The sequence below is a fragment of the Rhodoferax sp. genome (assembly GCF_044236835.1).
Classification (GTDB): Bacteria; Pseudomonadota; Gammaproteobacteria; order Burkholderiales; family Burkholderiaceae_C; genus Allorhodoferax.
This window is the reverse complement of record NZ_JBIIGC010000002.1, coordinates 235,810-262,723: the sequence shown is the minus strand read 5'-3', so window position 1 is coordinate 262,723 and position 26,914 is coordinate 235,810. Positions and strand designations below refer to the sequence as shown.

General features: G+C 61.8%; 22 protein-coding genes. 20 read left to right on the top strand and 2 right to left on the bottom strand.

What is annotated here, in order from left to right; all coding sequences use genetic code 11:
* From serC to ACILRC_RS02775, 14 genes are all read left to right on the top strand, one after another.
* Nucleotides 1-1,122 (top strand): 3-phosphoserine/phosphohydroxythreonine transaminase, encoded by a 1,122-nt coding sequence (gene serC, locus ACILRC_RS02840; RefSeq protein ID WP_395667828.1) that lies wholly within the window; start codon nucleotides 1-3, stop codon nucleotides 1,120-1,122.
* 29 nt (nucleotides 1,123-1,151) lie between these two features.
* The gene (gene pheA, locus ACILRC_RS02835; RefSeq protein WP_395667827.1) at nucleotides 1,152-2,234 is read left to right on the top strand and encodes a prephenate dehydratase; all 1,083 of its coding nucleotides are present in this window, start codon (nucleotides 1,152-1,154) and stop codon (nucleotides 2,232-2,234) included.
* 18 nt (nucleotides 2,235-2,252) lie between these two features.
* A complete protein-coding gene (locus ACILRC_RS02830) occupies nucleotides 2,253-3,131 on the top strand; it encodes a prephenate dehydrogenase (protein ID WP_395667826.1) in 879 nt (292 codons plus the stop codon).
* The gene (locus tag ACILRC_RS02825) at nucleotides 3,128-5,134 is read left to right on the top strand and encodes a bifunctional 3-phosphoshikimate 1-carboxyvinyltransferase/cytidylate kinase (RefSeq protein WP_395667825.1); all 2,007 of its coding nucleotides are present in this window, start codon (nucleotides 3,128-3,130) and stop codon (nucleotides 5,132-5,134) included. The genes ACILRC_RS02830 and ACILRC_RS02825 overlap by 4 nt, the downstream gene beginning before the upstream one ends.
* 180 nt (nucleotides 5,135-5,314) lie before the next feature.
* A complete protein-coding gene (gene rpsA / locus ACILRC_RS02820) occupies nucleotides 5,315-6,994 on the top strand; it encodes a 30S ribosomal protein S1 (RefSeq protein ID WP_395667824.1) in 1,680 nt (559 codons plus the stop codon).
* A 91-nt stretch (nucleotides 6,995-7,085) separates the two neighbouring features.
* A complete protein-coding gene (locus ACILRC_RS02815; protein ID WP_395667823.1) occupies nucleotides 7,086-7,415 on the top strand; it encodes an integration host factor subunit beta in 330 nt (109 codons plus the stop codon).
* A 25-nt stretch (nucleotides 7,416-7,440) separates the two neighbouring features.
* Nucleotides 7,441-7,752, top strand: coding sequence for a lipopolysaccharide assembly LapA domain-containing protein (locus tag ACILRC_RS02810; RefSeq protein ID WP_395667822.1), 312 nt, complete (start codon nucleotides 7,441-7,443; stop codon nucleotides 7,750-7,752).
* The gene (gene lapB / locus ACILRC_RS02805; RefSeq protein WP_395667821.1) at nucleotides 7,742-8,899 is read left to right on the top strand and encodes a lipopolysaccharide assembly protein LapB; all 1,158 of its coding nucleotides are present in this window, start codon (nucleotides 7,742-7,744) and stop codon (nucleotides 8,897-8,899) included. The genes ACILRC_RS02810 and lapB overlap by 11 nt, the downstream gene beginning before the upstream one ends.
* A gap of 20 nt (nucleotides 8,900-8,919) precedes the next feature.
* The gene (rfaE1, locus tag ACILRC_RS02800) at nucleotides 8,920-9,849 is read left to right on the top strand and encodes a D-glycero-beta-D-manno-heptose-7-phosphate kinase (RefSeq protein WP_395667820.1); all 930 of its coding nucleotides are present in this window, start codon (nucleotides 8,920-8,922) and stop codon (nucleotides 9,847-9,849) included.
* Nucleotides 9,846-10,865 carry an ADP-glyceromanno-heptose 6-epimerase gene (rfaD, locus tag ACILRC_RS02795; protein ID WP_395667819.1) on the top strand — a complete coding sequence of 340 codons (1,020 nt, stop codon included), beginning with the start codon at nucleotides 9,846-9,848 and terminating at the stop codon, nucleotides 10,863-10,865. Before rfaE1 ends, rfaD begins: the two co-directional genes overlap by 4 nt.
* Before the next feature lie 4 nt (nucleotides 10,866-10,869).
* Nucleotides 10,870-11,199, top strand: a complete 330-nt coding sequence (locus ACILRC_RS02790) for a ComEA family DNA-binding protein (protein WP_395667818.1) — start codon at nucleotides 10,870-10,872, stop codon at nucleotides 11,197-11,199.
* Nucleotides 11,199-11,597, top strand: a complete 399-nt coding sequence (crcB, locus tag ACILRC_RS02785) for a fluoride efflux transporter CrcB (RefSeq protein WP_395667817.1) — start codon at nucleotides 11,199-11,201, stop codon at nucleotides 11,595-11,597. The genes ACILRC_RS02790 and crcB overlap by 1 nt, the downstream gene beginning before the upstream one ends.
* A gap of 115 nt (nucleotides 11,598-11,712) precedes the next feature.
* Nucleotides 11,713-12,315 (top strand): TRAP transporter small permease subunit, encoded by a 603-nt coding sequence (locus ACILRC_RS02780; protein WP_395667816.1) that lies wholly within the window; start codon nucleotides 11,713-11,715, stop codon nucleotides 12,313-12,315.
* Entirely contained in the window at nucleotides 12,315-14,132 is a 1,818-nt protein-coding gene (locus ACILRC_RS02775; protein WP_395667815.1) for a TRAP transporter large permease subunit, read from the top strand. Before ACILRC_RS02780 ends, ACILRC_RS02775 begins: the two co-directional genes overlap by 1 nt.
* 106 nt (nucleotides 14,133-14,238) lie before the next feature.
* Here the strand turns inward: ACILRC_RS02775 and ACILRC_RS02770 are convergent, their stop codons facing one another.
* Both ACILRC_RS02770 and ACILRC_RS02765 read right to left on the bottom strand, forming a co-directional pair.
* Nucleotides 14,239-15,321 (bottom strand): TRAP transporter substrate-binding protein, encoded by a 1,083-nt coding sequence (locus tag ACILRC_RS02770; RefSeq protein WP_395667814.1) that lies wholly within the window; start codon nucleotides 15,319-15,321, stop codon nucleotides 14,239-14,241.
* Nucleotides 15,322-15,579: 258 nt separating this feature from the next.
* On the bottom strand, nucleotides 15,580-16,986 hold the full coding sequence (locus ACILRC_RS02765; protein WP_395667813.1) for a PLP-dependent aminotransferase family protein: 1,407 nt from the start codon (nucleotides 16,984-16,986) through the stop codon (nucleotides 15,580-15,582).
* Nucleotides 16,987-17,098: 112 nt separating this feature from the next.
* On the opposite strand from ACILRC_RS02765, the gene ACILRC_RS02760 reads away from it, so the two are divergent.
* From ACILRC_RS02760 to ACILRC_RS02735, 6 genes are all read left to right on the top strand, one after another.
* Nucleotides 17,099-18,721: a GMC family oxidoreductase gene (locus tag ACILRC_RS02760; protein ID WP_395667812.1), complete on the top strand. Its 1,623-nt coding sequence runs from the start codon at nucleotides 17,099-17,101 to the stop codon at nucleotides 18,719-18,721.
* 349 nt (nucleotides 18,722-19,070) lie between these two features.
* Entirely contained in the window at nucleotides 19,071-19,994 is a 924-nt protein-coding gene (locus ACILRC_RS02755) for an NAD(P)-dependent oxidoreductase (RefSeq protein WP_395667811.1), read from the top strand.
* Nucleotides 19,995-20,096: 102 nt separating this feature from the next.
* On the top strand, nucleotides 20,097-21,518 hold the full coding sequence (locus ACILRC_RS02750; protein WP_395667810.1) for an aldehyde dehydrogenase family protein: 1,422 nt from the start codon (nucleotides 20,097-20,099) through the stop codon (nucleotides 21,516-21,518).
* A 116-nt stretch (nucleotides 21,519-21,634) separates the two neighbouring features.
* Nucleotides 21,635-22,825, top strand: coding sequence for a mandelate racemase/muconate lactonizing enzyme family protein (locus tag ACILRC_RS02745; protein ID WP_395667809.1), 1,191 nt, complete (start codon nucleotides 21,635-21,637; stop codon nucleotides 22,823-22,825).
* A 94-nt stretch (nucleotides 22,826-22,919) separates the two neighbouring features.
* Nucleotides 22,920-24,929, top strand: a complete 2,010-nt coding sequence (locus tag ACILRC_RS02740) for a CocE/NonD family hydrolase (protein WP_395667808.1) — start codon at nucleotides 22,920-22,922, stop codon at nucleotides 24,927-24,929.
* Nucleotides 24,930-25,302: 373 nt separating this feature from the next.
* Complete coding sequence (locus ACILRC_RS02735) at nucleotides 25,303-26,871, top strand: ABC transporter substrate-binding protein (RefSeq protein ID WP_395667807.1); 1,569 nt, start codon at nucleotides 25,303-25,305, stop codon at nucleotides 26,869-26,871.
* Nucleotides 26,872-26,914 lie beyond the last annotated feature (43 nt).

Sequence of the window (26,914 nt, the reverse complement as noted above, 5' to 3'; positions counted from 1 at the left end):
ATGCAGCGCCCCTACAACTTTTCTGCCGGCCCGGCCATGATGCCGATCGCCGTGCTGGCCCAAGCGGCCGAAGAAATGTTGGATTGGCCCGACGCGAATGGCGTGCGTTGCGGCATGGGCGTGATGGAAATGAGCCACCGCGGCAGCCAGTTCATCACCATTTACGAGCAAGCTGTAAGCGACCTGCGTGAGTTGCTGGCGGTGCCCGCTGACTTCAAGATTTTGTTCATGCAAGGCGGCGGGCTCGCGGAAAACGCGATCGTCCCGCTGAACCTGTCGGCACTGCGCGCCAACGCCCCCGCAGCCGCCGATTTCGTAGTCACCGGCAGTTGGAGCGAAAAGTCTGCACTCGAGGCCCAGAAGTACTGCTCGGCGCAGGTTGTCGCCAGCGGTGCCGCCGAACAGTTCATTCGCATTCCAGAGGTGGCCAGTTGGCGATTGCGAGAGCACGCAAGCTATGTACACATATGCAGCAATGAGACCATCCATGGAGTCGAATTCCACAGCCTTCCCGATCTCAAAGCGCTAGGCAGCAGCACGGAGTTGGTGGTGGATTTTTCGTCCCAGATTGCCTCGCGCACCGTGGACTGGTCGCGCGTCGGTTTAGGCTTTGGCGGCGCGCAGAAGAACCTCGGGCCGGCCGGGCTGACGCTGGTCGTGGTACGCGAAGACCTGTTGGGCCGCGCCCTGCCGATTTGCCCTAGCGCGTTCGACTACCAGAAGGTGGCAGATCACCATTCCATGTACAACACGCCGCCCACTTACGCGATCTACATGGCCGGTTTAGTGTTCAAGTGGCTCAAGCAACAAGGCGGCATCGCTGCCATCGAGCGCGCCAACGTCGCAAAGGCCGAGTTGCTCTACCGCACCATCGATGCATCCTCCCTGTACTTCAACCCGGTGCATCCAGACTGCCGCTCGCGCATGAATGTGCCCTTTTTCTTGCGCGAAGAACGTCTCAACGACGCCTTCCTTGAGGGCGCCAAGGCTGCCTGCCTGTTGCAACTCAAGGGCCACAAGTCGGTCGGCGGCATGCGCGCAAGCTTGTACAACGCGATGCCGCTGGCCGGCGTGCAGGCGCTGGCTGACTTCATGACCGACTTCGAGCGCAAGCGCGCTTAGACACATCGCACCACCTAACGCACCAGACCATGGCACGCACACTTTCCGAACTGCGCACGCAGATTGACGCCATCGACCAAGACATCCTGCGCGCACTCAACCAGCGCGCCGCGCTGGCCAACGAGGTGGGAGACATCAAGCGCTTGGAGGGCTCCGCGGTGTTCCGACCGGAGCGCGAAGCGCAGGTCATCGACAACCTGCAGCGCGCCAACCCCGGACCACTCAAAAACGAAAGCATTGCCCAGGTATGGCGCGAGATCATGTCCGCCTGCCGGGCCTTGGAGGCGCCACAGCGTGTGGCCTACCTGGGACCCAAGGGCACGTTCAGCGAAGAAGCGGCCTTGCGTTTTTTTGGCTCCAGCATCGAGCACGTACCCTGCAACAGCTTTGATGATGTGTTCCATGCGGCCACCTCTGGCGCCGCCCAGTTTGGCGTGGTGCCGGTCGAAAACAGCACTGAAGGCGTGGTGACCCGTTCGTTAGATTTGCTGCTGCACACGCCGTTGCATATCGTGGGCGAGATCAGCCTGCTGGTGCGCCACCATATGCTGCGCAAGTCCGAGGGCCTGCAGGGCATTGAAGTCGTGCTCGCCCACCCCCAGGCCTTGGCGCAGTGCCAACAGTGGCTTAGCAAGAACCTGCCTCAGGCCGAACGCCGCGCAGTGGCCAGCAATGCCGAAGGGGCCCGGCTGGCGGGTCAAAACCCCGCTTGGGCGGGCATCGCCAGCGAGCGCGCGGGCTCCCAGTTCGGGCTGCACACTGTGGCCCATGCAATCCAGGATGAGGCTTTCAACCGCACCCGGTTTTGCGTGGTATGCCTCCCCTCGGTGTTGCCAGCCCCCCAGGCCAGCGGCCGGGATTGCACCAGCCTGGTGGTGTCAGTGCCCAATCGGCCCGGCGCGGTGCACGACCTGTTAACACCGCTCAAAACCCATGGTGTGTCCATGACGCGCCTGGAGTCCCGGCCGGCCAAGTCGGGGCAATGGGAGTACTTCTTCTACATTGATCTACAGGGCCACTCAAGCCAGGCGCATGTACAAGCCGCGTTGGCCGACCTGCAGCGCTTGTGTGCTTTTTACAAGGTGCTGGGCACCTACGCGCTGGCCGACTGAGCGGACGCGGAAATCACTATGTTCAATCAGCTTGGCTTGGTGGGTTGTGGCTTGATGGGCGGCTCCTTTGCGCTTGCGCTACGCCGCGCTGGGCTGGTCCAGCGCGTTGTGGGCTACAGCAAATCGCCGCGCACTACCGAACGGGCCCGCCAGCTTGGCATTATCGACACCGAAGCAGCGTCGGCTTTGGCAGCGGCTTCGGGGTCAGACCTGGTACTTGTTGCCGTACCAGTGGCATCCACTGAAGCCACCCTGAAGGCGATCCGGCACGCACTGGCGCCGCATACCCTGGTCATGGACGTAGGCTCCACCAAGCGCGATGTGGTGGACGCTGCGCGCCGCGCTTTGCAGGGGCAGTTTGGGATGCTGGTGCCCGCCCACCCCATCGCCGGCAAAGAAGTTTCTGGCATTGAACATGCAGATGCCGACCTGTACCGAGGCCGCCAGGTGATCTTGACGCCCACCGAAAAAACACTGAGCGACCAGCTGCAACGAGCAACTGCGCTATGGACCGCGCTGGGCTGCAAGGTACTGCACATGTCGCCCGAACAGCATGATGCGGCCTTCGCGGCCGTCAGCCATCTGCCGCATTTGCTGGCGTTTGCAGCGGTGAATGCGTTGTGCCAGCAACCCGAAGGCCAACACTACCTCGGGCTGGCCGGCTCGGGATTTCGGGATTTCAGCCGCATCGCCGCCAGCGAGCCCACCATGTGGCGCGACATCTTGCTAGCCAACCGCGAGGAAGTGCTGCTGCAAAGCAGCGCCTTCAGGCGCCAACTCGAAGCACTTGAGCAACGCATCGCCGCTGGCGACGCCGAGGCCTTGGAGGCGCTGATTGCGCAAGCCAGCCAGGCCCGCGCCCAATGGACCATGGCATCCCATTCCAACCCAACATGATCAGCTCCGAATTCCTTGATCTGCCACACTTGGCGTCCGTTGCGGGCAGCATTACTTTGCCAGGCTCCAAGAGCATCTCTAACCGCGTTCTGCTCCTGGCGGCGCTGTGCGACGGTGACACCACCATCTGCGACCTGCTCGATAGCGACGACACCCGCGTCATGCTCGATGCCCTCACCGCACTCGGCTGCCAGTGGAGCCGCCAAGGGTCCGAGCTGCAGGTACGTGGTCTGGGGGGGGTGCTCGCGCAGACGCAAGCGAGCCTGTTTCTTGGCAACGCCGGAACCGCCATGCGCCCACTCACGGCCGCACTGGCCGTGTTGGGCGGCGACTTCGAGTTGTCAGGCGTGGCACGCATGCACGAGCGGCCCATCGGCGACCTGGTGGATGCGCTGCGCCAAATTGGCTGCGCGGTGGACTACCTCGGTAACGCTGGTTACCCGCCACTGCGCATTGGCAGGCCCACACTGCAATTGAGTGCGCCTATTCGGGTGCGCGGAGACGTTTCCAGCCAGTTTTTGACCGCTCTGCTGATGGCCCTGCCCCTGGTGGCCGACAAGGACATCACGATGGAAGTCGAGGGCGAACTCATCTCGCGCCCGTACATCGATATCACTTTGCAACTGCTGGCGCGCTTTGGCGTCATCGTTCGACGTGATGGCTGGCAGCGCTTCACCATCCCCGCTGGTGCCACGCTGCGATCGCCCGGTACGGTGCATGTGGAAGCCGACGCCTCTAGCGCGAGCTACTTTGTGGCATTGGGAGCGATTGCGGGCTCCTACCAAGGTGGCGCTGGGGTGACGGTGCGCGGTGTCGGCGCCGATTCGATCCAGGGTGACATCCGGTTTATTGACGCTGCCAAGGCCATGGGCGCGCGCATCACAAGCGGTGCCAACTGGCTACACATCGAGCGCGGTGCCTGGCCGCTCAAGGCGGTGGACCTCGACTGCAACCACATCCCCGACGCCGCCATGACCTTGGCCGTCATGGCGCTGTACGCGCAGGGCACCACGGTGCTGCGCAACATCGCCAGCTGGCGCGTCAAAGAGACCGACCGCATCGCCGCCATGGCCGCCGAACTACGCAAGCTGGGCGCGACGGTCGAAGAAGGCGCCGACTTCATCCGCATCACGCCACCCGACGGTTTGCAGGGCTGGAAGCCTGCGCGCATCCACACCTACGACGACCACCGCATTGCGATGTGTTTTTCCCTGGCCGCCTTCAACCCCGCGGGTTTAGGGGTGCGCATTGAAGACCCGAAGTGCGTTGCAAAAACTTTTCCCGACTACTTTGAAGCGCTGTTCTCCCTGGCACACACACCGCAGGAAAAAATCCCTGTGCTGTGCATGGACGGCCCCACCGCCTCAGGCAAAGGCACCTTGGCCGCCGAAGTAGCAAGGCGGCTGGGTTACCACTTTCTCGACTCGGGCTCGCTCTACCGCATCACCGCGCTGGCGGCCACCCACTTGGGACTGCCCTTGCACCTGGACCAGCAGCAACGCATTGCAGAACTGCTGCGCACGCTGCCGATTCGGTTCGAGTGCGCGCGCATCTTTTTGGGTGACGCCGACGTGAGCGAAGCCATCCGCACCGAGGAGGCGGGTATGAACGCATCTAAAGTGTCGGCCTTCCCCATGGTGAGAGAGGCACTGGTGGCGTTCCAGCGCAGTTTTCGCAAGCTCCCCGGATTGGTCGCCGATGGACGTGATATGGGCACCCTGATTTTTCCGGACGCAGCACTCAAAGTGTTCTTAACCGCGAGCGCTGAGTGCCGGGCCGAAAGACGCCATAAGCAGTTGATTTCAAAAGGAATTGCGGCTACACTCCCGCCTCTTCTTGCGGACCTGCAAGCGCGCGACCTGCGGGACTCCACCCGCGCTGTAGCGCCTCTCAAGCCCGCAGTCGACGCCCTGCTGCTAGACAACTCGGACCTGACGGTGGACCAAACCGTCGAGACCGTGATGGCATGGTGGCAAGGCAGACAGCCTTTCGGGTCCACCTGAAGGGCTGGTGATAGAGACTCAAAGTCCCTGTGGCTTTGAAATTGGCACAGAGCCTTACGGTTTTGTGATGAATGCAAAGCCCTATGGGCTCTGCACGGCCCCCAAGACTCCTTTCGCGCGCCAGCGCACCGGTTTTGGGGTGTTACAACCTAAACCCCGCGGTACTTTGCCGCACACCACATGTCTGAATCTTTCGCAGCCCTATTTGAAGAATCCCTGCAACGCTCTGAAATGCGCGCAGGTGAAGTGATCACCGCAGAAGTCGTTCGTATTGAGCACAGCTTCGTCGTTGTCAACGCCGGACTGAAGTCCGAAGCCTATGTGCCCATCGAGGAATTCAAGAGTGACAAGGGCGAGCTCGAAGTCCAAGTTGGCGACTTCGTTTCTGTGGCCATCGACTCCGTCGAAAACGGCTATGGCGACACCATTCTGTCGCGCGACAAAGCCAAGCGCCTCGCATCCTGGATGAGCTTGGAGAAGGCACTGGAATCCGGCGAATTCGTGACCGGCACCACCTCCGGCAAGGTCAAGGGCGGCCTGACCGTATTGGTCAACGGCATCCGCGCCTTCCTGCCCGGCTCCTTGGTGGACACACGCCCCACCAAAGACCTGTCCCCGTATGAAAACAAGACCATGGAGTTCAAGGTCATCAAGCTCGACCGCAAGCGCAACAACGTGGTGCTGAGCCGCCGCGCCGTGGTAGAAGCCTCCATGGGCGAAGAGCGCGCCAAGCTGATGCACACCCTCAAAGAAGGTTCTGTGGTGCAAGGCGTGGTCAAGAACATCACTGAATACGGTGCGTTCGTGGACCTGGGCGGCATCGACGGCCTGCTGCACATCACCGACATGGCATGGCGCCGTGTCCGTCACCCGTCTGAAGTGGTGCAAGCCGGTCAGGAAATCACTGCCAAGATTCTCAAGTTCGACACCGAAAAGAACCGCGTGTCCCTGGGTCTGAAGCAAATGGGCGACGACCCCTGGATGGGCGTCAACCGCCGTTACCCGCAAGGCACCCGCATGTTCGGCAAGATCACCAACATCGCCGACTACGGCGCGTTCGTGGAGCTCGAACCCGGCATCGAAGGTCTTGTGCACGTCTCCGAAATGGACTGGACCAATAAGAACGTGGCCCCCAGCAAGATCGTTGCCCTGGGCGACGAAGTCGAAGTCATGGTTCTGGAAATCGACGAAGACAAACGCCGCATCTCCCTGGGCATGAAGCAGTGCAAGGCCAACCCATGGCAAGAGTTTGCGCAAAACACCAAGCGCGGCGACCGCGTGAAGGGCCCGATCAAGTCCATCACTGACTTCGGCGTGTTTGTGGGCCTGGCTGCCGGAATTGACGGCCTGGTTCATTTGTCCGACCTGTCTTGGAACGAGTCTGGTGAAACGGCAGTGCGCGAGTACAAAAAGGGCCAAGAAGTCGAGGCTTTGGTGCTTGCGGTCGATGTGGACCGCGAGCGCATCAGCTTGGGTATCAAGCAGCTCGACTCCGACCCCTTCACCACCTTTGTATCGATCAACGACAAGGGCCAAACCGTCACCGGCAAAGTCAAGACTGTGGACGCCAAAGGCGCCGAAGTTGACCTCGGCGAAGACGTCATTGGCTACCTGCGCGCCTCGGAGATCAGCCGCGACCGCGTGGAAGATGCGCGCAACGTGCTCAAGGAAGGTGATGAAGTCACAGCCGTGGTGGTGAACGTGGACCGCAAGACCCGCAACATCCAGCTGTCAATTAAGGCCAAGGACGCCGCAGACCAGAACGAAGCCATGCAGACCCTGAGCCAGCAATCGGCCCGCGAAAGTGCTGGCACGACCAGCCTGGGCGCGCTGCTACGCGCCAAGTTGGACAACAACTAGTTCTGCATCGTTTAGGCAAGGTTACCAAGCCTCAACAACGACCGGCCACGCATGTGGTCGGTCGTTTTTTTACCCCAATTACCGGCTGCAGATGACCCGTTCCGACTTGGTTGAAGAACTTGCCAACCGCTTTGGTCAATTGACCCAGCGGGACGCTGAGTTCGCGGTCAAAGCCATTCTGGATGCCATGAACAATGCGCTTGTGCGCGGTCACCGCATCGAGATACGCGGGTTCGGCAGTTTCTCCATTAACCGCCGCCCGCCCCGGATGGGCCGCAACCCGCGCAGCGGCGAGAGTGTCGCCATACCGGAGCGACGCGTTCCGCACTTCAAACCCGGTAAAGCGCTGCGCGAAGCGGTAGATGCGCGCACGGCTGAGATGTCCTCCAGACCCAAGGGCAAATCAAACCCGCCCGATTAGAATCACCTCGACAACGAGGAAACCGATGAACAGCATTGCATGGCTCTTTAAGTGGACACTTAAAGTGGCCATTTTTTTTACCCTCTTTGCGTTCGCCTTGAACAACCAAGGAGATGCAACAGTGCGTTTTTTCTTTGGCCACCAATGGAGCGCGCCCATGGTCTTGGTGGTACTGGTTGCGTTTACCGCTGGGGTCGTCATTGGCGTGTTAGCGATGGTCCCACGGTGGTGGCGCCATCGTAAGGACAGCGCAACCCCACCCAACGTTGCACTGGCTACTGCCGCAGCCGGCGCGCCAAGTGCTCCAGGCAATACCATGCCGCCCCATGGAATTTGATCTTAGTCTTTTGCTGCTGGCGCTACCAGCGGTGTTCATCCTGGGTTGGGTCGCATCGCGGCTCGATTTGCGGCAACTGCGCTTGGCGCGGCGCCAAGACCCCAAGGCGTACTTCAAAGGCCTGAACTTTCTGCTCAATGAACAGCAAGACCAAGCGATTGACGCATTCATCGAAGCAGTACAAAACGACCCCGACACCTCAGAGCTGCACTTTGCGCTGGGCAACCTGTTTCGCCGGCGAGGCGAGTACGAACGGGCGGTGCGGGTCCATCAGCATCTGCTCTCGCGCGCCGACCTCTCTAATGACGACCGGCACCGCGCCCAACACGCACTGGCGCTGGACTACCTCAAGGCCGGCCTTTTGGACCGCGCCGAGGACGCGCTGCTCAAGTTGGAGAACACGCCGTTTGAAGCGCAAGCCCGACTGGCTTTGCTGTCCAACTACGAGCGGTCGCGGGACTGGGAGCATGCCGCGGGTGTAGCCCGCAAACTCGAGTCCAGCGGTCAAGGCAGTTTCAAGGGGCGTCTGGCGCATTACCTGTGCGAACAGGCGCATGCGCATGTGGAACAGCAACAAAGTGGGCAAGCCCACGCGCTACTGGACCAAGCAATCGTGATCGCCCCCGAATCACCCCGACCGCGCATCGACAAGGCCGCCTTGCTGCAAAGCGCGGGCGACCACCTAGGTGCTTACCAGACCCTGCGGGAGGCCGCTCTTGTCGCACCCGCAGCGATGGCGCTGATTGCACCCTTGCTGGCCACCCAGGCGCTTGCCAGTGGCCACGGCACGCAGGCCACCGCGGAGCTCAAGGTGGCATATGCGCAGGACCACTCGCTGGATGTGCTTGACGCCATCGTCACGCTGGAAGCCGCCAGCGGACTGCCGGCCTTGAGCGCGCGCCAGTGGTACGCCAACCACCTGGAGAAAGAGCCCTCGTTGGTTGCGGCTGCCAAGTGGATTGCCGGCGAAAAGTTGGAACACGAGCAGTTTCATCCACAGGTGCAACGCGCACTCGACCATGCAGTCAAACCCCTGACCCGTTATCGGTGTGCAGCATGCGGCTTCGAAGCCAAGCGGCATTTCTGGCAATGTCCTGGCTGCCAAGCATGGGACAGTTACCCAGCCCGCCGTGTTGAAGAGTTGTAACCCCCTGCCCTGCACTTCTTATGAATATCAGCAAAGAACAGATTGCACGCTCCAGCGTCCTGGTGGTGGGCGACGTGATGCTTGACCGCTATTGGTACGGCTCGGTCGATCGCATCAGCCCCGAAGCACCAGTACCTGTGGTGCGCATCACCCGTGAGGAAGAGCGCAATGGCGGCGCGGCCAATGTGGCCTACAACGTTTTGACCCTGGGCGCGCAGGCCAGCTTGCTCACTGTGGTGGGCGACGACGAAGCCAGCCACAAGCTCGAGGCGCTGGTGGCAAAAACCGGCATCCGCACCCACTTTGGCCGTGACGCTGACCTCAAGACCACCGTCAAGCTGCGCGTCATCGGACGTCAGCAACAGCTCATCCGTCTGGACTTCGAAAACACCCCAAAGAACGAATTACTGGCGAGCCAAACCACGGTGTTTGAAAGCCTGCTGCCAGCGCACGATGCGGTGCTTTTCTCGGATTACGGCAAAGGCGGTCTGGCCCATGTGAGCGACATGATCGCCAAGGCACGCGCCCAGAGCAAGCCCATCTTGATCGACCCCAAAGGCAGCGACTATTCGCGCTACCAGCACGCCACCGCCATCACCCCAAATCGGGCCGAAATGCAACAAGTGATAGGGCCCTGGAGTACCGAAGAGGAGTTGCGTGCCAAGGCGCACCAGTTGCGCCAGCAGCTTCACTTAGAAGCGGTCGTTCTGACACGCAGCGAAGAGGGCATGACGCTGTTCGATGCCCACGGTGAACTGCATGTCAGCGCCCAAGCGCGCGAGGTCTTTGATGTCACTGGCGCTGGAGATACCGTCATTGCCACCCTGGCCACCTTGGTGGCAGCGGGTGCCAGCTTGCGCGAAGCCATGCCACTGGCCAACCGGGCTGGAGGCATTGTGGTGGGCAAGTTTGGTACGGCAACGGTGTCGTATGAGGAGCTATTTGCATGACACGTATCGTGGTCACCGGCGCGGCCGGTTTCATTGGCAGCAACATCATCGCCGGGCTCAACGCCCGCGGAATCGACGACATCATTGCGGTGGACGACCTCAAGCAAGGCGACAAGTTTCGCAACTTGGCCGACCTCAAAATCGCCGACTACCAAGACGCCGACACCTTCTACGACGGCTTCGCCAGCGGCCAGTATGGGCAGATTGAAGCGGTGTTCCACGAGGGCGCCTGCAGCGACACCATGGAGCCTGATGGTAAGTACATGATGGCCAACAACTACAGCGTGTCCTGCCACCTGTTCCAGGCTTGCCAGAAGCGCGGGGCACGGCTGCTGTACGCCTCGTCTGCGGCAACCTACGGTGGCTCCAGTGTGTTCCGGGAAGACCCGGCCTACGAGTTGCCGCTCAATGTCTACGGGTACTCGAAACTGCTGTTTGACCAGCGCATGCGCCGCGAGTGCGGCGCTCACTTTGAGCGAACGCAAGCGGGTCGCACGCACCAGGTGGTGGGCCTGCGCTACTTCAATGTTTACGGGCCGCGCGAGCAGCACAAGGGGCGCATGGCCAGCGTGGCATTTCACCAGTTCAACCAGTTCAAAACCGAGGGCAAGGTCAAACTGTTTGGCGAATACGGTGGCTACGCGGCGGGCGGCCAAATGCGCGACTTTGTGTACATCGACGACGTGGTTGCGGTGAACCTTTGGTTCTTTGACCACCCCGGCGCCAGCGGCATCTTCAACCTCGGTTCAGGCCGGGCCCAGCCGTTCAACGATGTAGCCAGCGCTTTGGTCAATGCCATGCGCGGCTTGGAATCCAAACACGCGCTGCCGCTAGAGACCATCACTGCGCAAGGCCTGGTGGAATACGTCGCATTTCCCGATGCTTTGCGCGGCAAGTACCAGTGCTTCACCCAGGCCGACCTCGCCGCCCTGCGCAGCGCCGGTTGCAACCACCAGTTTGTGGATGTGCAAACCGGTGTGGAAAAGTACGTGCAGTGGCTGACCCGGCAAGCGTGATGCGATGAAGTACCTAGTTGGACTGCTGCTGTCGTTCTGCGCTGCGTGGGCGCTAGCCGCGGTAGAGATCAATACCGCCAACGAAGCCGAACTTGATAGCGTCAATGGCTTGGGGCCTGCCAGCACCGCGCGTATTCTTGCGGCACGTAGCCAAGGCCCATTTGTGGATTGGCCGGACCTGATGCGCCGGGTCAGCGGCATACGGCCCGCCACGGCGCGCAGGCTGTCGCGCAACGGGCTCACAGTCAATGGCGTGCCATGGGAGCCGGCCACCACCAACGGCGCAGCCAGCACCGCTATCGGTTCGGACGTCACGCCGGGCAAGGCACCCTGATGCAATCCGTGCTGGCGATTTGCATCGGCGCCAGCGCGGGGGCACTGCTGCGTTGGCAACTCGGCTTGTGGTTGAACACGGCAGCTGCTGCCAGCGCCTTGTCCGTGGCCTGGGGTACGTTGGCTGCCAACTGGATTGGGGGCTACCTGGTTGGACTGTGTATTGCAGTGTTTCAGGCCATGCCCCATCTAGACCCGGCTTGGCGGCTCGCATGGGTGACTGGCTTTTTGGGTGCGCTCACCACCTTCTCCAGCTTCTCAGCCGAAGTGGTGGCCATGCTCACACAACAGCGCTACGCGCTCGCGCTGGCCACCTCCGGCCTGCACTTGGTGGGCTCTTTGGTACTGACGGTGGCCGGCATGCGCAGTGCCGCATTGCTGTTGGGCCTGCGCGCCTGAACCTCAGGGTTTCTCCAGCCAAATCTGGGCTTGCAAGGCATTAGACTCTGGAGCTGGCAAAAGCACTTGCCGTTTGCAGCACCCGAGTTAGAAAAATGCCTTAGGCACCCCCACCATGACCGCTCTACTTTCACTCTCCCGCTGGATCGACCAGCTCAGTTCCTGGGTCGGCAAGGCCACCATGTGGCTCATTTTGGCGACCACACTGATCAGTGCAGGCAACGCGCTGGTCCGCAAGGCCTTCAACAGCAGCTCCAACGGCCTGCTGGAAATTCAGTGGTACCTGTTTGCCGCCGTTTTCTTGCTGGGCGCAGGCTACGGACTGCTCAAGAACTCCCACGTGCGAATTGACTTCATCTCTACCCGGTTGAGCGACCGGGCGCGCAACTGGATTGATGTGGTGGGCATTTTGTTGGTGCTGTTTCCGTTTTGCATTATCACCATCGCGCTGGGCTGGCCGTTCTTCATGCAGGCCTACACCAGCGGCGAGATGTCGCAGAACGCAGGCGGCCTGATCCGTTGGCCCGCTTACGCCCTGATTCCTGCGGGCTTTGCGCTGCTTATGCTGCAAGGCGTCTCCGAGCTGATCAAACGTTTGGCTTTCTTGACCGGTAAGGGTCCCGATGTGCTGAGCAGCGAAGAAGCCAAATCCGACGAACAAAAGCACCTTGAGGCCCTGGAAGCCAAGGCTGCCCAAATGCTGGCTGGAGACAAATAATGCAAACCACTTTCCTGGCACAACAATTTGTGCCGCTGATGTTCATCGGCTTGTTCGTGCTGCTGCTGACCGGCTTTCCGGTGGCCTTTGGACTGGCTGCTACCGGTCTGGCGTTTGGCTTTATCGGCATTGAGGCGGGAATCTTTCCGGCTGCCATGTTCCAAGCTCTGCCCCTGCGGATCTTCGGCATCATGCAAAACGACACCTTGCTGGCCATTCCCTTCTTCACCTTCATGGGGATCATCCTGGAACGCTCTGGCATGGCCGAAGACCTGCTGGAAACCGTGGGCCAGGTGTTTGGCCCGGTGCGCGGTGGTGTGGCCATTGCGGTGATTTTGGTCGGTGCGCTACTCGCAGCCACCACCGGCGTGGTTGCCGCAGCGGTGATTTCCATGGGTCTGATTTCCCTGCCTGTGATGTTGCGCTACGGCTACAGCCGCACCATTGCCACCGGCACGATTACCGCGTCGGGCACTTTGGCGCAGGCCATTCCGCCGTCCTTGGTGCTCATCGTGTTGGCTGACCAGTTGGGCCGCTCGGTGGGTGACATGTACGCGGGCGCACTGATACCGGGATTGTTGTTGGTAGCCCTGTACATCGCTTTCATCGTGGCTGTCGCGATTATCAAACCCGCCATGGTGCCTGCACTGCCACCCGAGGCCTTGCTCTTCAAGGAAGACAACGGCGCCTCCGGGCACCGCTCGCTCTTGGTGCTGGTACTGCTCTGCGCTGGAGTGGGCTACGCTTGGGCGCAAGTGCACGATGGTCTGTTGACCCAATGGCTGGAGCGCGCCACACCTTCAGCGGGTGATGAAATCGTCATCCTTTCGCTCACGCTGGCATCGCTGACCGGCTTGGCGCTGGCCATCATCAACAAAGTCACTGGCCTCAAGCTGCTGTCGCGCTTGGCTGAGCAAGTCACCTTTGTGCTGATGCCGCCGCTGATTCTGATTTTTCTGGTGCTAGGCACCATCTTTTTGGGTGTGGCAACACCCACCGAAGGCGGTGCCATGGGCGCCTTGGGTGCGCTGATTCTTGCCACCGGCAAGCGCCGCTTGAGCATGCCGCTGTTGAAGCAGGCGCTGGAGAACACCGCCAAGCTGGCCTCGTTCGTGCTGTTCATCCTGATCGGCTCGACCGTGTTCAGCTTCACCTTCAATGCGGCTGACGGCCACATCTGGGTGGAACACCTGTTCGACAAGATTCCGGGCGGCGCTTGGGGCTTCTTGGTCGTGGTGAACATCTTGGTGTTCATCTTGGGCTGCTTCATCGACTTCTTCGAAATTGCCTTCATCGTGGTGCCTTTGCTGGCACCGGTGGCGGAGAAAATTTTGCCCGGCTTGGTGCCAGGTATGACACCCGACCAGGCCATGATTTGGTTTGGCGTGATCATCGCCATGAACCTGCAGACCTCATTCCTGACGCCACCTTTTGGCTTCGCGCTCTTCTACTTGCGCAGCGTCGCCGCCAAGTTCGACTACAAAGACCGGGTCACCGGCAAGCTGATTCCTTCGGTCAAGACCATCGAGATTTACAAGGGCTCCATTGCCTTCATCGTCCTGCAACTGATCATGGTGGTGGCGGTAATCGTCTTCCCCACATTGGTAACGGGTGGCATTGAAAAGCAGGAAACCCTCAACGCCGAGCAAATCATGCAACAGCTTGAGATGCCCGCCGCCGATGAGCCAGCCGATCCCGCTTCTGATGCCGATCCTGCCAAGGAGGGTGAGGCTGCCAAAGACGGCGACCAAGCCGCTGAGGACGACCCCATGAAGGCTTTGCTGGAAGACGCGGCAAAGCAAGAGAAAAAGAAATAGCAAGCACGGGCCCAAGAGGCCTGTGCACCCCAACAAAAAAGCCCCGCATTGCGGGGCTTTTTTGTTGGCTGCCGGCATCTGCAAGACACCGGCACCAGGGAGGCGTTTACAAGCTCTTTTGCGCTTGCATAAAGCTGTCGAAACGCGCCTCAGTGAAGCGGAACCACAGGTTGGAGTCCTTGCGGAACTGGGCGTAGTCGTCGTACACCTTTTTCCAATTGGGGTTCTTTGCGCTGATGTCTGCGTACAGAGCCATCGATTCCTTGAACGCCAGGTCCATTACGTCCTTGGGGAACGGCAGCACCTTCACCTTTTGGCCAACGATCTGGCGCAAGGCGGCTGGGTTCTTGGCATCGTACTTGGCCTGCATTTCGGTGTGCGCGTACGCGGCAGCTGCTTCCACGATGGCCTTGTTTTCGGGCGACAGGCTGGCGAAAGCCTTGTCATTGACGTACAAGTCGAGCTGCGGGCCGCCTTCCCACCAACCGGGGTAGTAGTAGAAGGGCGCAACTTTGGCGAAGCCCAACTTCAGGTCATCGTACGGACCGACCCACTCAGCCGCGTCGATCGTGCCTTTTTCCAAGGCGGTATAGATTTCACCACCGGGAATGTTCTGGGGCACACCACCCATGCGCTCAATCACTTTGCCGGCGAAGCCGCCGACGCGGAACTTGAGGCCTTTGATGTCCTTGGCCGACTTGATTTCCTTGCGGTACCAGCCACCCATCTGCGCACCGGTGTTGCCCATCGGGAAGTTGATGATGTTGTATTTGGCGTAGAACTCGCGCATCAGCTTGCCGCCGTTGCCTTCATACATCCAAGCCGTCATTTGGCGGCTGTTAAGGCCAAAGGGAATTGCGCAGCCCAATGAAAACGTTTCATCCTTGCCGAAGAAGTAGTACGGCGCGGTGTGGGCCATTTCGACCGTACCGTTTTGCACGCCGTCAACCACACCGAAAGCGGGCATCAGCTCGCCGCCTGCGTGGGTGGTGATAACGAACTTTCCGCCCGACATTTCGCCAACCTTTTTGGCGAAGGTGTCCGCAGCACCGAAAATGGTATCCAAGGCCTTGGGGAAGCTGGAAGCGAGGCGCCAGCGCAGCGCAGTTTGGGCGTGGACTGCGGGCGCAGCGCCCGCAGCCAACACGCCGGCGATACCAGCGTTTTTAAGTATTGAACGACGATCCATTCTGGGTACTCCAATGTATGAAATGAAAACGAACTCACAACCTCGGGATCACCAAGGCGCAAGCGCTGCAGTTAAGCAGGCGCCATTGTAGAAAGCCGCTGTGCCGCTCCCGTGGGGGTTTTCCCTCTAAAAACCCCTAGTCGCGCAGATGGATCGCCAGCGTGATTTGCCTTGCCGACCATGCTCAAACCACGCCAACGGGCACTGCAACCAACTGGTTTGCTGGCTAGGTGCGGTAGCGGTCGTCGGCCACGCCCATCACGGATCCATCTGCGCGACCGGCGCACTTTGCAGTACCCCCACCAAAGTCTCCAAGCCGGTGCGTATCTCAGCCACCGAGCGCGCAGCATTGAGGCTGATGCGTACCGCGTGGGGTGCACTGGAGCGGCCCACGGCAAAGTGGTCAGCGCTGCGCACCAGCACGCCGACCTGGCGCAGCGCTGCAACGAACTGGCCGGCGCGCCAGGGCTCGGGCAGTGGAAGCCACACCAGGGGCGACTCGGGGTCGCAGCGCATATCCAACCCCGGCAGGCCCGCTTCCAGCACACTGCGAGCACATTGCAAGCGCTCGGCCAGTGCGGCGCGCTGGGCAACGATCAGTTGGTCGGCCACGTCGCTATCAATCCAGCGACTGGCAATCTCGGGCATCAACGGGGCGACCATCCAGCAGTCGGCCCGCATACCGGCGGCAAACTTGCTCAGCCACTGGGGCGCCGCTTCGATGTAGCCCACCCGCAGGCCCGGCCCCATCACCTTGGAAAAGCTCGACAGCAAGAACGAGTGCTCCGGCAACCAAGTGCACAGGGCGGGCAGCGGTGCGGCCTGGGCTGCGGCATGCACGCAGTCTTCCACTACCAGCAGGTTGTGTTTGCGCGCCAGCGCGGCGATGGCCTGGCGCCGTGCTATCGGCATGGTGCTGTTGGTGGGGTTGTGCAGGCTGGGGGCGCAGTACAGCAGCTTGGCGTCAATATGGCGCGCCGCGTGCTCCAGCGACTGAGGCAGCATGCCGTGGGCGTCGGTTTCTATGCCCACCAGTTGCAGGCGCATCATGCGCGCCAGCGCCTGCAAGCCGGGGTAGCTCAGGCTCTCGGTCAGCACCGCATCGCCGGGACGTGCCAATGTGCGCAGCACGCAGGCCAGACCATGTTGGGCACCGTGGGTGACCATGACGCGTCGCCAGTCGCCCTCGGTGCCAAAGCGGCGCAGCCAGCGCGCGCCCGCTTCGCGATGGCGCTGCAGTCCATTCTCGGGCTGGTAACTGAGCACATCGCGCAGCACCTCTGGGTTGGCGGCGACTGCCTGCATCGCGCTGGCCAGGGCTTGCGCATCGTCGGTCGCGATGGCCACGTTGTGGGCCAGGTCGATGGGCGCATGCGATGTCAGCTGCGGGTCGGGCCCACGCGCCGGCTCGGGTGCGCGCACATAGGTGCCATCGCCCACCCGAGCCATGGCCATGCCGCGCTGCTCCAAAATGGCATAGGCGCGGCTAATGGTTCCGGCGGTGACGTCCAGGTGCTGGGCCAACTTGCGCTGCGCAGGCAAGCGCTCGCCGGTGGGCAACTGGCCACTGCGGATGCGCTGACCCAGCTCGTCGGCAATTGACAGGTAGCGCGGCTTGCCGCTGCCGCGCAGGCTGGCTTTGGAAATCAGGCCCTCAACCGACACGGCACAGCGCCCCAAAAAATATGCAATTACTCAAGATGGCTGTATTGATGGCATGCATTAGCGGGCATAGTATGCGCAATTGCATCCTTGCAACCCCCAGGTTGGCCTTTGCATGACCGAATTTGATTTCATCGTTGTGGGCGCCGGTTCTGCCGGCTGTGTATTGGCCAACCGCCTCAGCGCAGGTGGCAACTACACGGTGTTGCTGCTGGAAGCCGGCGGCTCGGACCGCAGCCCGCTGATCCAGGTGCCGCTGGGCTACGGCCTGACCTTCGCCGACCCCAAATACAACTGGGGCTACCACACCGAACCCGACGCCGCGCTCAACGGCCGCAGCTCCTACTGGCCGCGCGGCAAGGTGCTGGGCGGCAGCAGCTCACTCAATGCCATGGTGTACATCCGCGGCCAGCAGGGCGACTACGACGACTGGGCCGCTGCGGGGAACCCCGGCTGGGCCTGGGAGAATGTGCTGCCCTACTTCAAAAAGTCCGAAGACCATGTGTGGGGTGCATCCGAGCACCACGGCGCAGGCGGCGAGATGCGCGTAAGCGACTTTGCCGACCAGGTACACCCCTTGTGCGAGCGCTTTCTGCAAGCCGGTGCTGCACTGGGATTCCCGCGCACCCCAGACTTCAATGGCCAGACCAAAGAGGGCTTCGGGCTGTGGCAAATGACCATTCGCGACGGCGTGCGCGAGTCTGCGTCCAACGCCTTTTTGCGGCCCGCCCTGGGGCGCAGCAACCTGACCCTCAAGACCCACGCCCATGTCTGTCGCGTGCTGCTGGACGGCAAAAAGGCGGTGGGTGTGGAGTGCCTGGTGCACGGCGCAGCGCATACCTTCAAGGCGCGCAAAGAGGTGATTCTTTCAGGCGGCGCCATCAACTCGCCGCAACTGCTGCAGCTCAGCGGCATTGGCGACAGCGCTTTGTTGGCGCAGCATGGCGTAGCGCTGGTGCACCACCTGCCACGCGTGGGCCAAGGCCTGCAGGACCACCTGTGTGTGTCGTACTTCTTCAAGTCCAAAGTACCCACCCTCAACGATACGCTGGGCACTTGGTGGGGCAAGCTGTGGGCGGGGGTGCGCTATGCGTTCACCCGCCAAGGCCCCTTGGGCATGAGCGTCAACCAAGCCGGTGCGTTTGTGCGCAGCCGCCCTGGTCTTGCGCGGCCCAACCTGCACCTGTATTTCAACCCCATCAGCTACAGTGCGGCCACCGTGCGGATCGGCCGCTTCAAGCTGATGAACCCCGACCCGTTTTCGGCGTTTTTGATTTCCTTCAACACCTGCGTCCCTACCAGCCGAGGCAGCGTCACCATCGCGTCCAACAACCCGCTGGACAAGCCCACCATCACCACCAACTTCTTGACCACCGAGCACGACCTGCAAGACATCGTCGAGGGCTCGCGTATGGTGCGCCGCATTGCCAACACCGCTCCTTTGGTCGATGTGCTGGAAAGCGAGCACCTGCCCGGCGCGCACGCGCAAAGTGACGAGGCCATACTGCAAGACTTTCGGACCCGCAGTGGCTCGGTCTACCATGCCTCCTGCACCTGCGCGATGGGGCCGGACCCAGCCACTTCGGTGGTCGATGCGCGTCTGCGGGTGCATGGCATTGCGGGGCTGCGGGTCATAGACGCGTCCATCTTTCCTTCGGTCACCTCGGGCAATACCAATGGTCCGGTGATCATGGTGGCGGAGAAGGGCGCGGAGATGGTTTTGGAGGACAACGCTTGAATTGGTTGGTTGCTTCCCCGCTTCCCCCCCGCCCCTTCACCCCGGGCGGGGTGAAGGGGAGCCTGAACAGCCGATTTGGTGGTGGCGCGCCGGTTACGGATTTCGGCTCGGGGGGTTGCGGTGCGGGTTGGTGGGCTGAGATGCGTTTGCGCTGCGGTCGTAGTGAAGCGCTGGCGCACCTACACACCACGTCGCCCCCCACGGCTCGCCTTTCTTTTGTTTACTTTTCTTTGGCGAAGCAAAAAAAAGTGAGTCGGCCGCCGGGCCGAAACCCCGGCAACCCCGGCAACCCCGGCAATCCCGGCCAGTCAACCATCAAGATCCACACCCACAACACAAAGGACCTCCAATGAGCAAGCTAAAAATCGGATTCATCGGCCTGGGCAGCCTGGGCGAAGGCCTGTGCAACAGCCTGGTGCAAGCGGGCTTTCCCGTCACCGTCAACGACCTCAACAAAGACCTCGCCAAACGCCTGCTCGCTGGTGGCGCCCAGTGGTCGGACGATGTGGCGGGCACCTGCCGCGATGCCGATGTGGTGATCACCGTGCTGCCCTCGCCTGCCGTCTCGCGCAAAGTAGTGGAGGGCCCAGGCGGCGTGTTCGAGAACCTCAAGGCCGGTGGCACCTGGATTGAGATGAGCACCACCGACATGGAAGACCTGCTGCGCCTCTCGGCCGTGGCGACCAGCAAGGGCATCACCGTACTGGAGTGCCCGGTCACCGGCGGCGTGCACCTGGCCAACTCGGGCGAAATCACAGTGCTGGTGGGTGGCGAAGAAAGCACCTTCCAGCGGGTGCAAAGCATCCTGTCCACCATGGGTGGCGAGATCATTTACATGGGCAAGATGGGCAACGCCTCGGTCGTCAAAGTGGTGACCAATATGCTGGCTTTCATCCACCTGATTGCCGCCGGCGAGGCCATGATGCTGCCGGCCAAGTACGGTGTGGACCCGGACGCCACCTACCGCGCCATCCGCGCGAGCTCGGGCAACAGCTTTGTGCATGAGACCGAGTCCAAGCTGGTGCTCTCGGGCAGCTACAACGTGAAGTTCACCATGGACCTGGCGTGCAAGGACCTGGGCCTGGTCAACGGCATCGCCGAAAAGTTGGGGGTACCCCTGGAACTGGGGAGCATGGCGCAGCAAATTTTCCGCCGTGCGCGCGGCCTCTACGGCAGCCAGGCGCAGTCGCCCGAAGTGGTGCGCATGATCGAATCGGCCTGCGGCTTAGAGCTGCGCGCCGACGGATACCCCACCGAATTGGTGGCCGAGTGAACACAAGGTACTCCACCGGCTCACTGCTTGCGCTTGACAACATGGCACAGGCTTGGCCCTGGCAAACGATCCCACTGTCGGCCTGAAACCTCCGGAGCCCCCATGACACATTGCAACTTTTACATCGGCGGCCAGTGGGTCGAAGCGCTGGAGCCTGGCACGCCCCACCCCATCGTCAATCCGGCCACCGAGGGCGTGGTGGGCGAAGTGGTGATGGGTGGCGTACGCGATGCCGACCGCGCCGTACAAGCGGCACGCGCTGCGTTCGACGCCTACAGCCAGACCACACTCGAGCACCGCACCGCCCTGCTGCAAAAACTGCAGTCGGTGTTTGAGCGCCGCTACACCGAAATGGCACAGGCCATCAGCACCGAAATGGGCGCGCCATGGGACTTGGCCTACGACTCGCAGGCGGAGTGTGGCCCCGGCCACATCCAAGCCACGCTGGAGGCGGCCAAGACCTTTGCGTTTGAAGCGCCCAGCGGCAAAGGCCTGCTGCGCTGCGAGCCGGTGGGCGTGTGCGTGCTGATCACGCCTTGGAACTGGCCCATGAACCAGGTGGTGGCCAAGCTGGCGCCCGCGCTACTGACCGGCTGCACCGTGGTGCTCAAGCCCAGCGAGTTCGCACCGCTTTCAGCCAAGCTGGTCGCCGAGTACGTGCACGAGGCCGGCTACCCCGAAGGCGTGTTCAATATGGTGTTTGGCGACGGCCCGTTGGTGGGCAGCGCGCTGTGCGCGCACCCCGAGGTGGACATGGTGTCGTTCACTGGCTCCACGGGCGCGGGCATCTCGGTGGCCAAGGCGGCGGCCGATACCGTCAAGCGGGTGGTGCAAGAGCTGGGCGGCAAGTCGCCCAACCTGATTTTTGCCGACTGCGACCTCGAAGAGGCTGTGTCGCGCGGCGTGCGCAAGTGCTTCAACAACACCGGCCAGTCGTGCAACGCGCCCACCCGCATGCTGGTGGAACGCAGCGTGTATGCGCAGGCCGTAGAGATTGCCAAGCGGGTGGGCGCAAGCGTCAAGGTGGCGCAACCCACCGAGCGCGGCGATGTGATCGGCCCCTTGGCCATGCGCCGCCAGTTCGACACAGTCAACCGTTTCATCCAACTCGGTATGGACAGCCGTGCGCGCGCCATCGTGGGCGGTCCCGGACGGCCCGAGGGGTTCGAGAAGGGCTACTTCGTGCGCCCCACCATCTTTGCCGATGTGCACAACGACATGGCGATTGCGCGGCAGGAAATTTTTGGCCCGGTGCTGTGCATCATCCCCTTCGACACCGAAGAAGACGCCATCCGCATCGCCAACGACACGCCCTATGGCCTGGCCGCCTACCTCAGCACCGGCAATGCAGAGCGCGCCCGCCGCGTAGCCAAGCGCCTGCGCGCGGGCAATGTGTCGGTCAACGCCTCGGGCAACGAGTACTGCAACCCCTTTGGCGGCTACAAGCAAAGCGGCAACGGCCGCGAGTGGGGCCGCTTTGGGTTGCACGACTTTATTGAGTACAAGATCATCAACGGCCTATGAACATGGCCCCCACGCTTGCCACTCCGTGTGCTGCGCTGCCCCCCGAGGGGGTGCGTTTCGCCTTGGGGCGGCCCGGCGGCGAAACCTTTTTGCGCTTACCTTGAGGAAATCACTCCATGAAAATCAAAGACGTTAAAACTTTCGTCGTCGGCAACCCGCCTCCGGGCTTCGGCGGGCGCTACTTTGTGTTTATCAAGCTCATCACCGACAACGGCATCGAGGGCCTGGGCGAGGTGTACAACTTGCCCTTCCATCCCGATGTGGTGGCGCAGATGGTCAAGGACGTGGTGGAGCGCTATGTGGTGGGCAAAGAGCCGTTTGACATCGAAAAAATCTGGCGCAGCGTCTACGGCGGTGGCTTCATCCACCGGCCGGACACCACCATGATGGGCATCCTCAGCGCCATCGAGATGGCCTGTTGGGACATCGTGGGCAAAGACCTCAACAAGCCAGTCTACAAACTGCTGGGCGGCCAGGTGCACGAAGCGCTGCGCAGCTACACCTACATCTACCCCAAGCCCGGTGACAAGACCGACGTGTACGCCGACCCGGTGCTGGCCGCCGAGCGCGCGCAGGAGTACATCGCCATGGGCTTCACCGCGGTGAAGTTCGACCCGGCCGGGCCTTATACGGTGTACGACGGGCGCCAGCTGTCGCTGACCGAACTCGACCGCTCGGAGCGCTTTTGCAAGCTGCTACGCGAGGCCGTAGGCAGCAAGGCTGACCTGCTGTTTGGCACCCATGGCCAGATGACGGCAGCCGGTGCCATCCGGCTGGCCAAGCGACTGGAAAAGTACGACCCGTTGTGGCTCGAAGAGCCAATCCCACCGGACAACCAGAAAGAGATGGGCAAGGTGGCACGCGGCACCTCGATCCCCGTGGCGGCAGGCGAGCGTTTGACAACCAAGTGGGAATTTTTGCGGGTGCTCGAAGAAGGCGCCGCCGCCATTTTGCAAATGAACCTGGGCCGCGTGGGCGGCATCTTGGAAGGCAAAAAAATCGCGTCCATGGCCGAGGCCTACCACGTGCAAATCGCGCCGCACCTCTACTGCGGCCCGGTGGTGGGCGCAGCCAATGTGCAACTGGCCACCTGCAGCCCGAACTTCCTGATTCAAGAAAGCATTCTGGACTGGAAGGGTTTCCATTCGGAAATTCTCACCAAGGGAATCGAATGGCAAGACGGCTACATCATCCCGCCCACCGCACCCGGTTTGGGCGTGGAACTGAACGAGGCCGTGGCCCTGGCCAACCCCTACGTGGGCAACGCGCTGCACCTGGACATGACGCATACGCCGGCGCGGGTGTAAGGAAACGAAGACGCGCGGGACTGCGCTGGGCATGGGGATTTCAGCAGAATCACCGAACAAACTTCAACGCCACGGGTTGCAAAAGGAGCCAACGATGAAAACGGTCAAAAAATTTCCGCGCAAAGTCCGCGAAATCGACAACACCTTCATCACCCTGCCCGACGGCACCCGCCTGGCCGCACGCATCTGGCTCCCCGCTGACGCAGACCAACACCCCGTCCCCGCCATCCTCGAGTACCTGCCGTACCGCAAACGCGATGGCACCCATGTGCGCGACGCGCTCACCCATCCGTACCTGGCCGGCCACGGCTATGCCTGCGTGCGCGTCGACATGCGCGGCAATGGCGACTCCGAGGGCTTGCTGTTTGACGAGTACACCCAGCGCGAACTCGACGACGCCTGTGATGTGATTGCCTGGTTGCGTCAGCAAAGCTGGTGCAGCGGCAACGTCGGCATGATGGGCATTTCCTGGGGCGGCTTCAACAGCCTGCAGGTCGCCGCCATGCGCCCCGAGGGGCTCAAGGCCATCATCACCCTGTGCTCCACAGACGACCGCTACACCGACGACATCCACTACAAAGGCGGCTGCCTGCTCAACGAAAACCTGGGTTGGTCGGCCACTATGTTTGCGTACTCCTCGCGCCCGGCCGACCCGGCCATCGTGGGTGAAGGCTGGCGCGCGGACTGGTTAAATCGTCTAAAGCACCAGCCTCTGCTGGCGATTGAGTGGCTCAAGCACCCGCACCGCGACGACTACTGGAAGCACGGCTCGGTCAACGAGGACTTCAGTGCCATCCAAGCTGCGGTGCTGGCCGTGGGCGGTTGGAACGATGCCTACACCAACGCGGTGCCTAGGCTGGTGGGTAACTTGAAGTCACCGGCCAAAGGCATCATCGGCCCCTGGGCGCACAAGTACCCGCACTTTGCAGTGCCCGAGCCGCGCATTGGCTTTTTGCAAGAGGCGCTGCGTTGGTGGGACCGCTGGCTCAAAGGCGTGGACACGCGGGTGGAAAAGGACCCGGCGTTTCGCACCTACATCATGGCGCTGGGGCGCCCCGGTGGCTCGGTGGCGCACATCGATGGACGCTGGGTGAGCGACTCGCAATGGCCGTTTGACAAGGGCGAAGTGCAGCGCTGGTACCTCAATGCCAACGGCCTCGCGCGCGACAAAGGCCGTGCCACCCAGCAACCCCACCAATCCCCGCAGAACGTGGGTGGTGATGGCGGCGAGTACTGCATCATCTGGCTCGGGCCCGAATTTGCAGGCGACCAGCGCAACGACGACGCCGGTTCGCTCACCTTTGACAGCGAGCCCCTGGCCCAGCCCATCGACTTGGTGGGTGCGCCCGAACTCACCCTGAAATTCAGCGCCGACAAGCCGGTGGCCAACGTAGCGGTGCGCCTCAACGCGGTGTGGCCGGACGGCGCGGTATCGCGTCTGAGCTACGCCGTGTTCAACCTGTGCCACCGCGACGGCCACGAACACCCGCAAGCCTTGGAGCCGGGCAAGGTTTACACCGTCAAAATCCAACTCGACGACGTCGCCTGCAACGTGCCCAAGGGCCACAAACTGCGGGTGTCTTTGTCCACCAGCTACTGGCCCATGGTCTGGCCCGCGCCCGAGCCGGTGACCCTGCAGGTGCACACCGCTGCCACTTGCATCGATCTGCCGGTGCGTGCCAAGCGCCGTGAGACCGCGCCCACTTTTGCCGCGCCCGAGGCAGCGGCGCCGGTGAAGCAGGTGACCCACAGCAAGGCCTTCAACCGGCGCGAGCTCACCCGCGACCAAGCCACTGGCGAGACGCGCCTGACCATCGTGGATGACTTTGGCCGCAACACCATCGCCGACCTGGACTTGACCACCTGGGCTTGCGGGCGCGAGAGCTACAGCATCCTGCCCGGCGATCCGCTGTCGGCCAAGCAGTCCTGCCATTGGACCGAAGAGCGCAGCCGCGGCGACTGGAAAGTGCGCTCCGAAACCTATAGCGCAATGACCGCCAGCAAAACGCACTGGCACATCACCGGTCGGCTCGAAGCCTATGAGAACGACGTATTGGTCTTCAGCCGCGATTGGGACACGCGCGTCAAACGCAATCTCAACTGAGGCCGCTGCACCGGCGTACGCCAAATGGCGCAGACCGCGCCGGACCCGGCTGGATCGCGTGCGGAAAAGCACCGAACAGCTAGCACAGTTCGGTGCAAATTCTTAGCCATTCGCGACGTCTTGCACCGGCTTTGCGACGCACTTTTCGCCATGCGCGCGGCGCACTTTTTTGGACTGCGCAGCACCCCAAAAAGTGGCCCCCAAAACTAAGGGAATATGCGGATGCTTTCTTGTCGAGAACCGCAAACTATTGCTTTACTATGCGCCTTGAGAGCAAAGCCGCTTGCCCTCGGGCTACCAGGTTCACACTGCCTCGGCGGTCAGCGAATCAGGAACTGTTACATCAATCTGTTTGGACTGGAGATCTCTACACATGGCTAACGTCGAAACCACAACCGAATCGGGCATCGTCCTCGACCGTCGTCAACTGATTCTGGGTGCATCCGCAATCGGTCTCTCGGCCACCTTCGGTGCCATGCCCGCCATGGCGCAGGGCACACCCAAGAAGGGCGGCACTTTGCGCCTGGGCATGGAAGGCGGCTCGCCCTCCGACAGCCTGGATCCCCGCACCTACGCAGACTCCATCCCGATTGCCATGAGCCTGATGCTGTGGAACAACCTGGTTGAAGTGGCTGACAACGGCGACGCCACCGGCGAGCTGTTCGAAAGCTGGGACGTCAAGCCCGGCGCCACCGACTGGACCTTCAATGTCCGCAAGGGCATCACCTTCACCTCGGGCAAGACGCTAGATGCCGATGACGTCATCTACTCGCTCAATATGCACCGCGGCGAAACCAAATCGCCCGCCAAGGCGCTGCTGGCCGACATCAAGGAAATCAAAAAGCTGTCGCCCACCCAGGTGCAAATCACCATGACCAACGGCAATGTGGACTTGCCGTTCAACCTGAGCGACTACCACATCATCGTGGTGCCCAACGGCTACACCGATTTCTCCAAGCCCGATGGCACCGGCGCCTTCACCCTCGAAGAGTTCCAGCCCGGCGTGCGCGCGACCTTCAAGCGCAAGGCAGGCAACTACTGGAAGCCCAACCGCGGCAACTTTGACCGCGTCGAACTGCGCTACATCGGCGACGCCGCTGCACGCACCCAGGCGCTGGTCACCGGCCAAGTGGACGCTATCAACCGCGTCGACCCCAAGACCGCCCGCCTGCTGGAGCGCAACAACGCACTGCGCCTGAGCCGCACCCCCGGCATGGGCAACCGCTTCGCCTTCGTCGCCCACACCGACAAAGATCCCTACAACAAGCCCGACCTGATGATGGCGCTCAAGCACGGAATCGACCGCAAGAAGATTGTGGACAACGTGTTTTCGGGCTATGCCTCCATCGGCAACGACCACACCGTGGGCACGAAGATGAAGTTCTTCGACGCCAAGCAAAAGCTCAACACCTACGACCCAGACAAGGCCAAGTTCCACTTCGCCAAGGCTGGCGTGACCTCGCCCATCGAACTGCAAGTGTCCGAAGGCGCCTTCTCCGGTGCGACTGACTCGGGCGTGATCTTCCAAGAATCGCTCTCCAAGGCTGGCATCAAGCTCGACCTCAAGCGCGTCTCTGGCGACGGCTACTGGGACAACGTCTGGCTCAAGGCGCCGTTCTGCGCGGTGTACTGGGGCAACCGTCCCACCATCGACAACCAGCTCACCAGCACCTTCAAGGCCAATACCACCTGGAACGACACCCGCTTCAACAACGCCGAATTCGAGCGTCTGCTGGTGGGCGCCCGCGTGGAGCTGGACCAAGCCAAGCGCGCTGCCATGTATGCACGCTGCCAAGAACTCATCAGCCAGAACTCCGGCATGGTGTGCTTCGCAGTGCAAGACTACCTGGACGCCTGCAGCACCAAGCTGCAAGGCCTGACCATCTCGGGCCGCTACGACCTGGGTGACCAGCGCATTGCCGAAAAGGGCTGGTTCGCTTAAGTTGCGCACTGCCGTCTGAGAAGCGGGGCCGGGCTTGTACCCG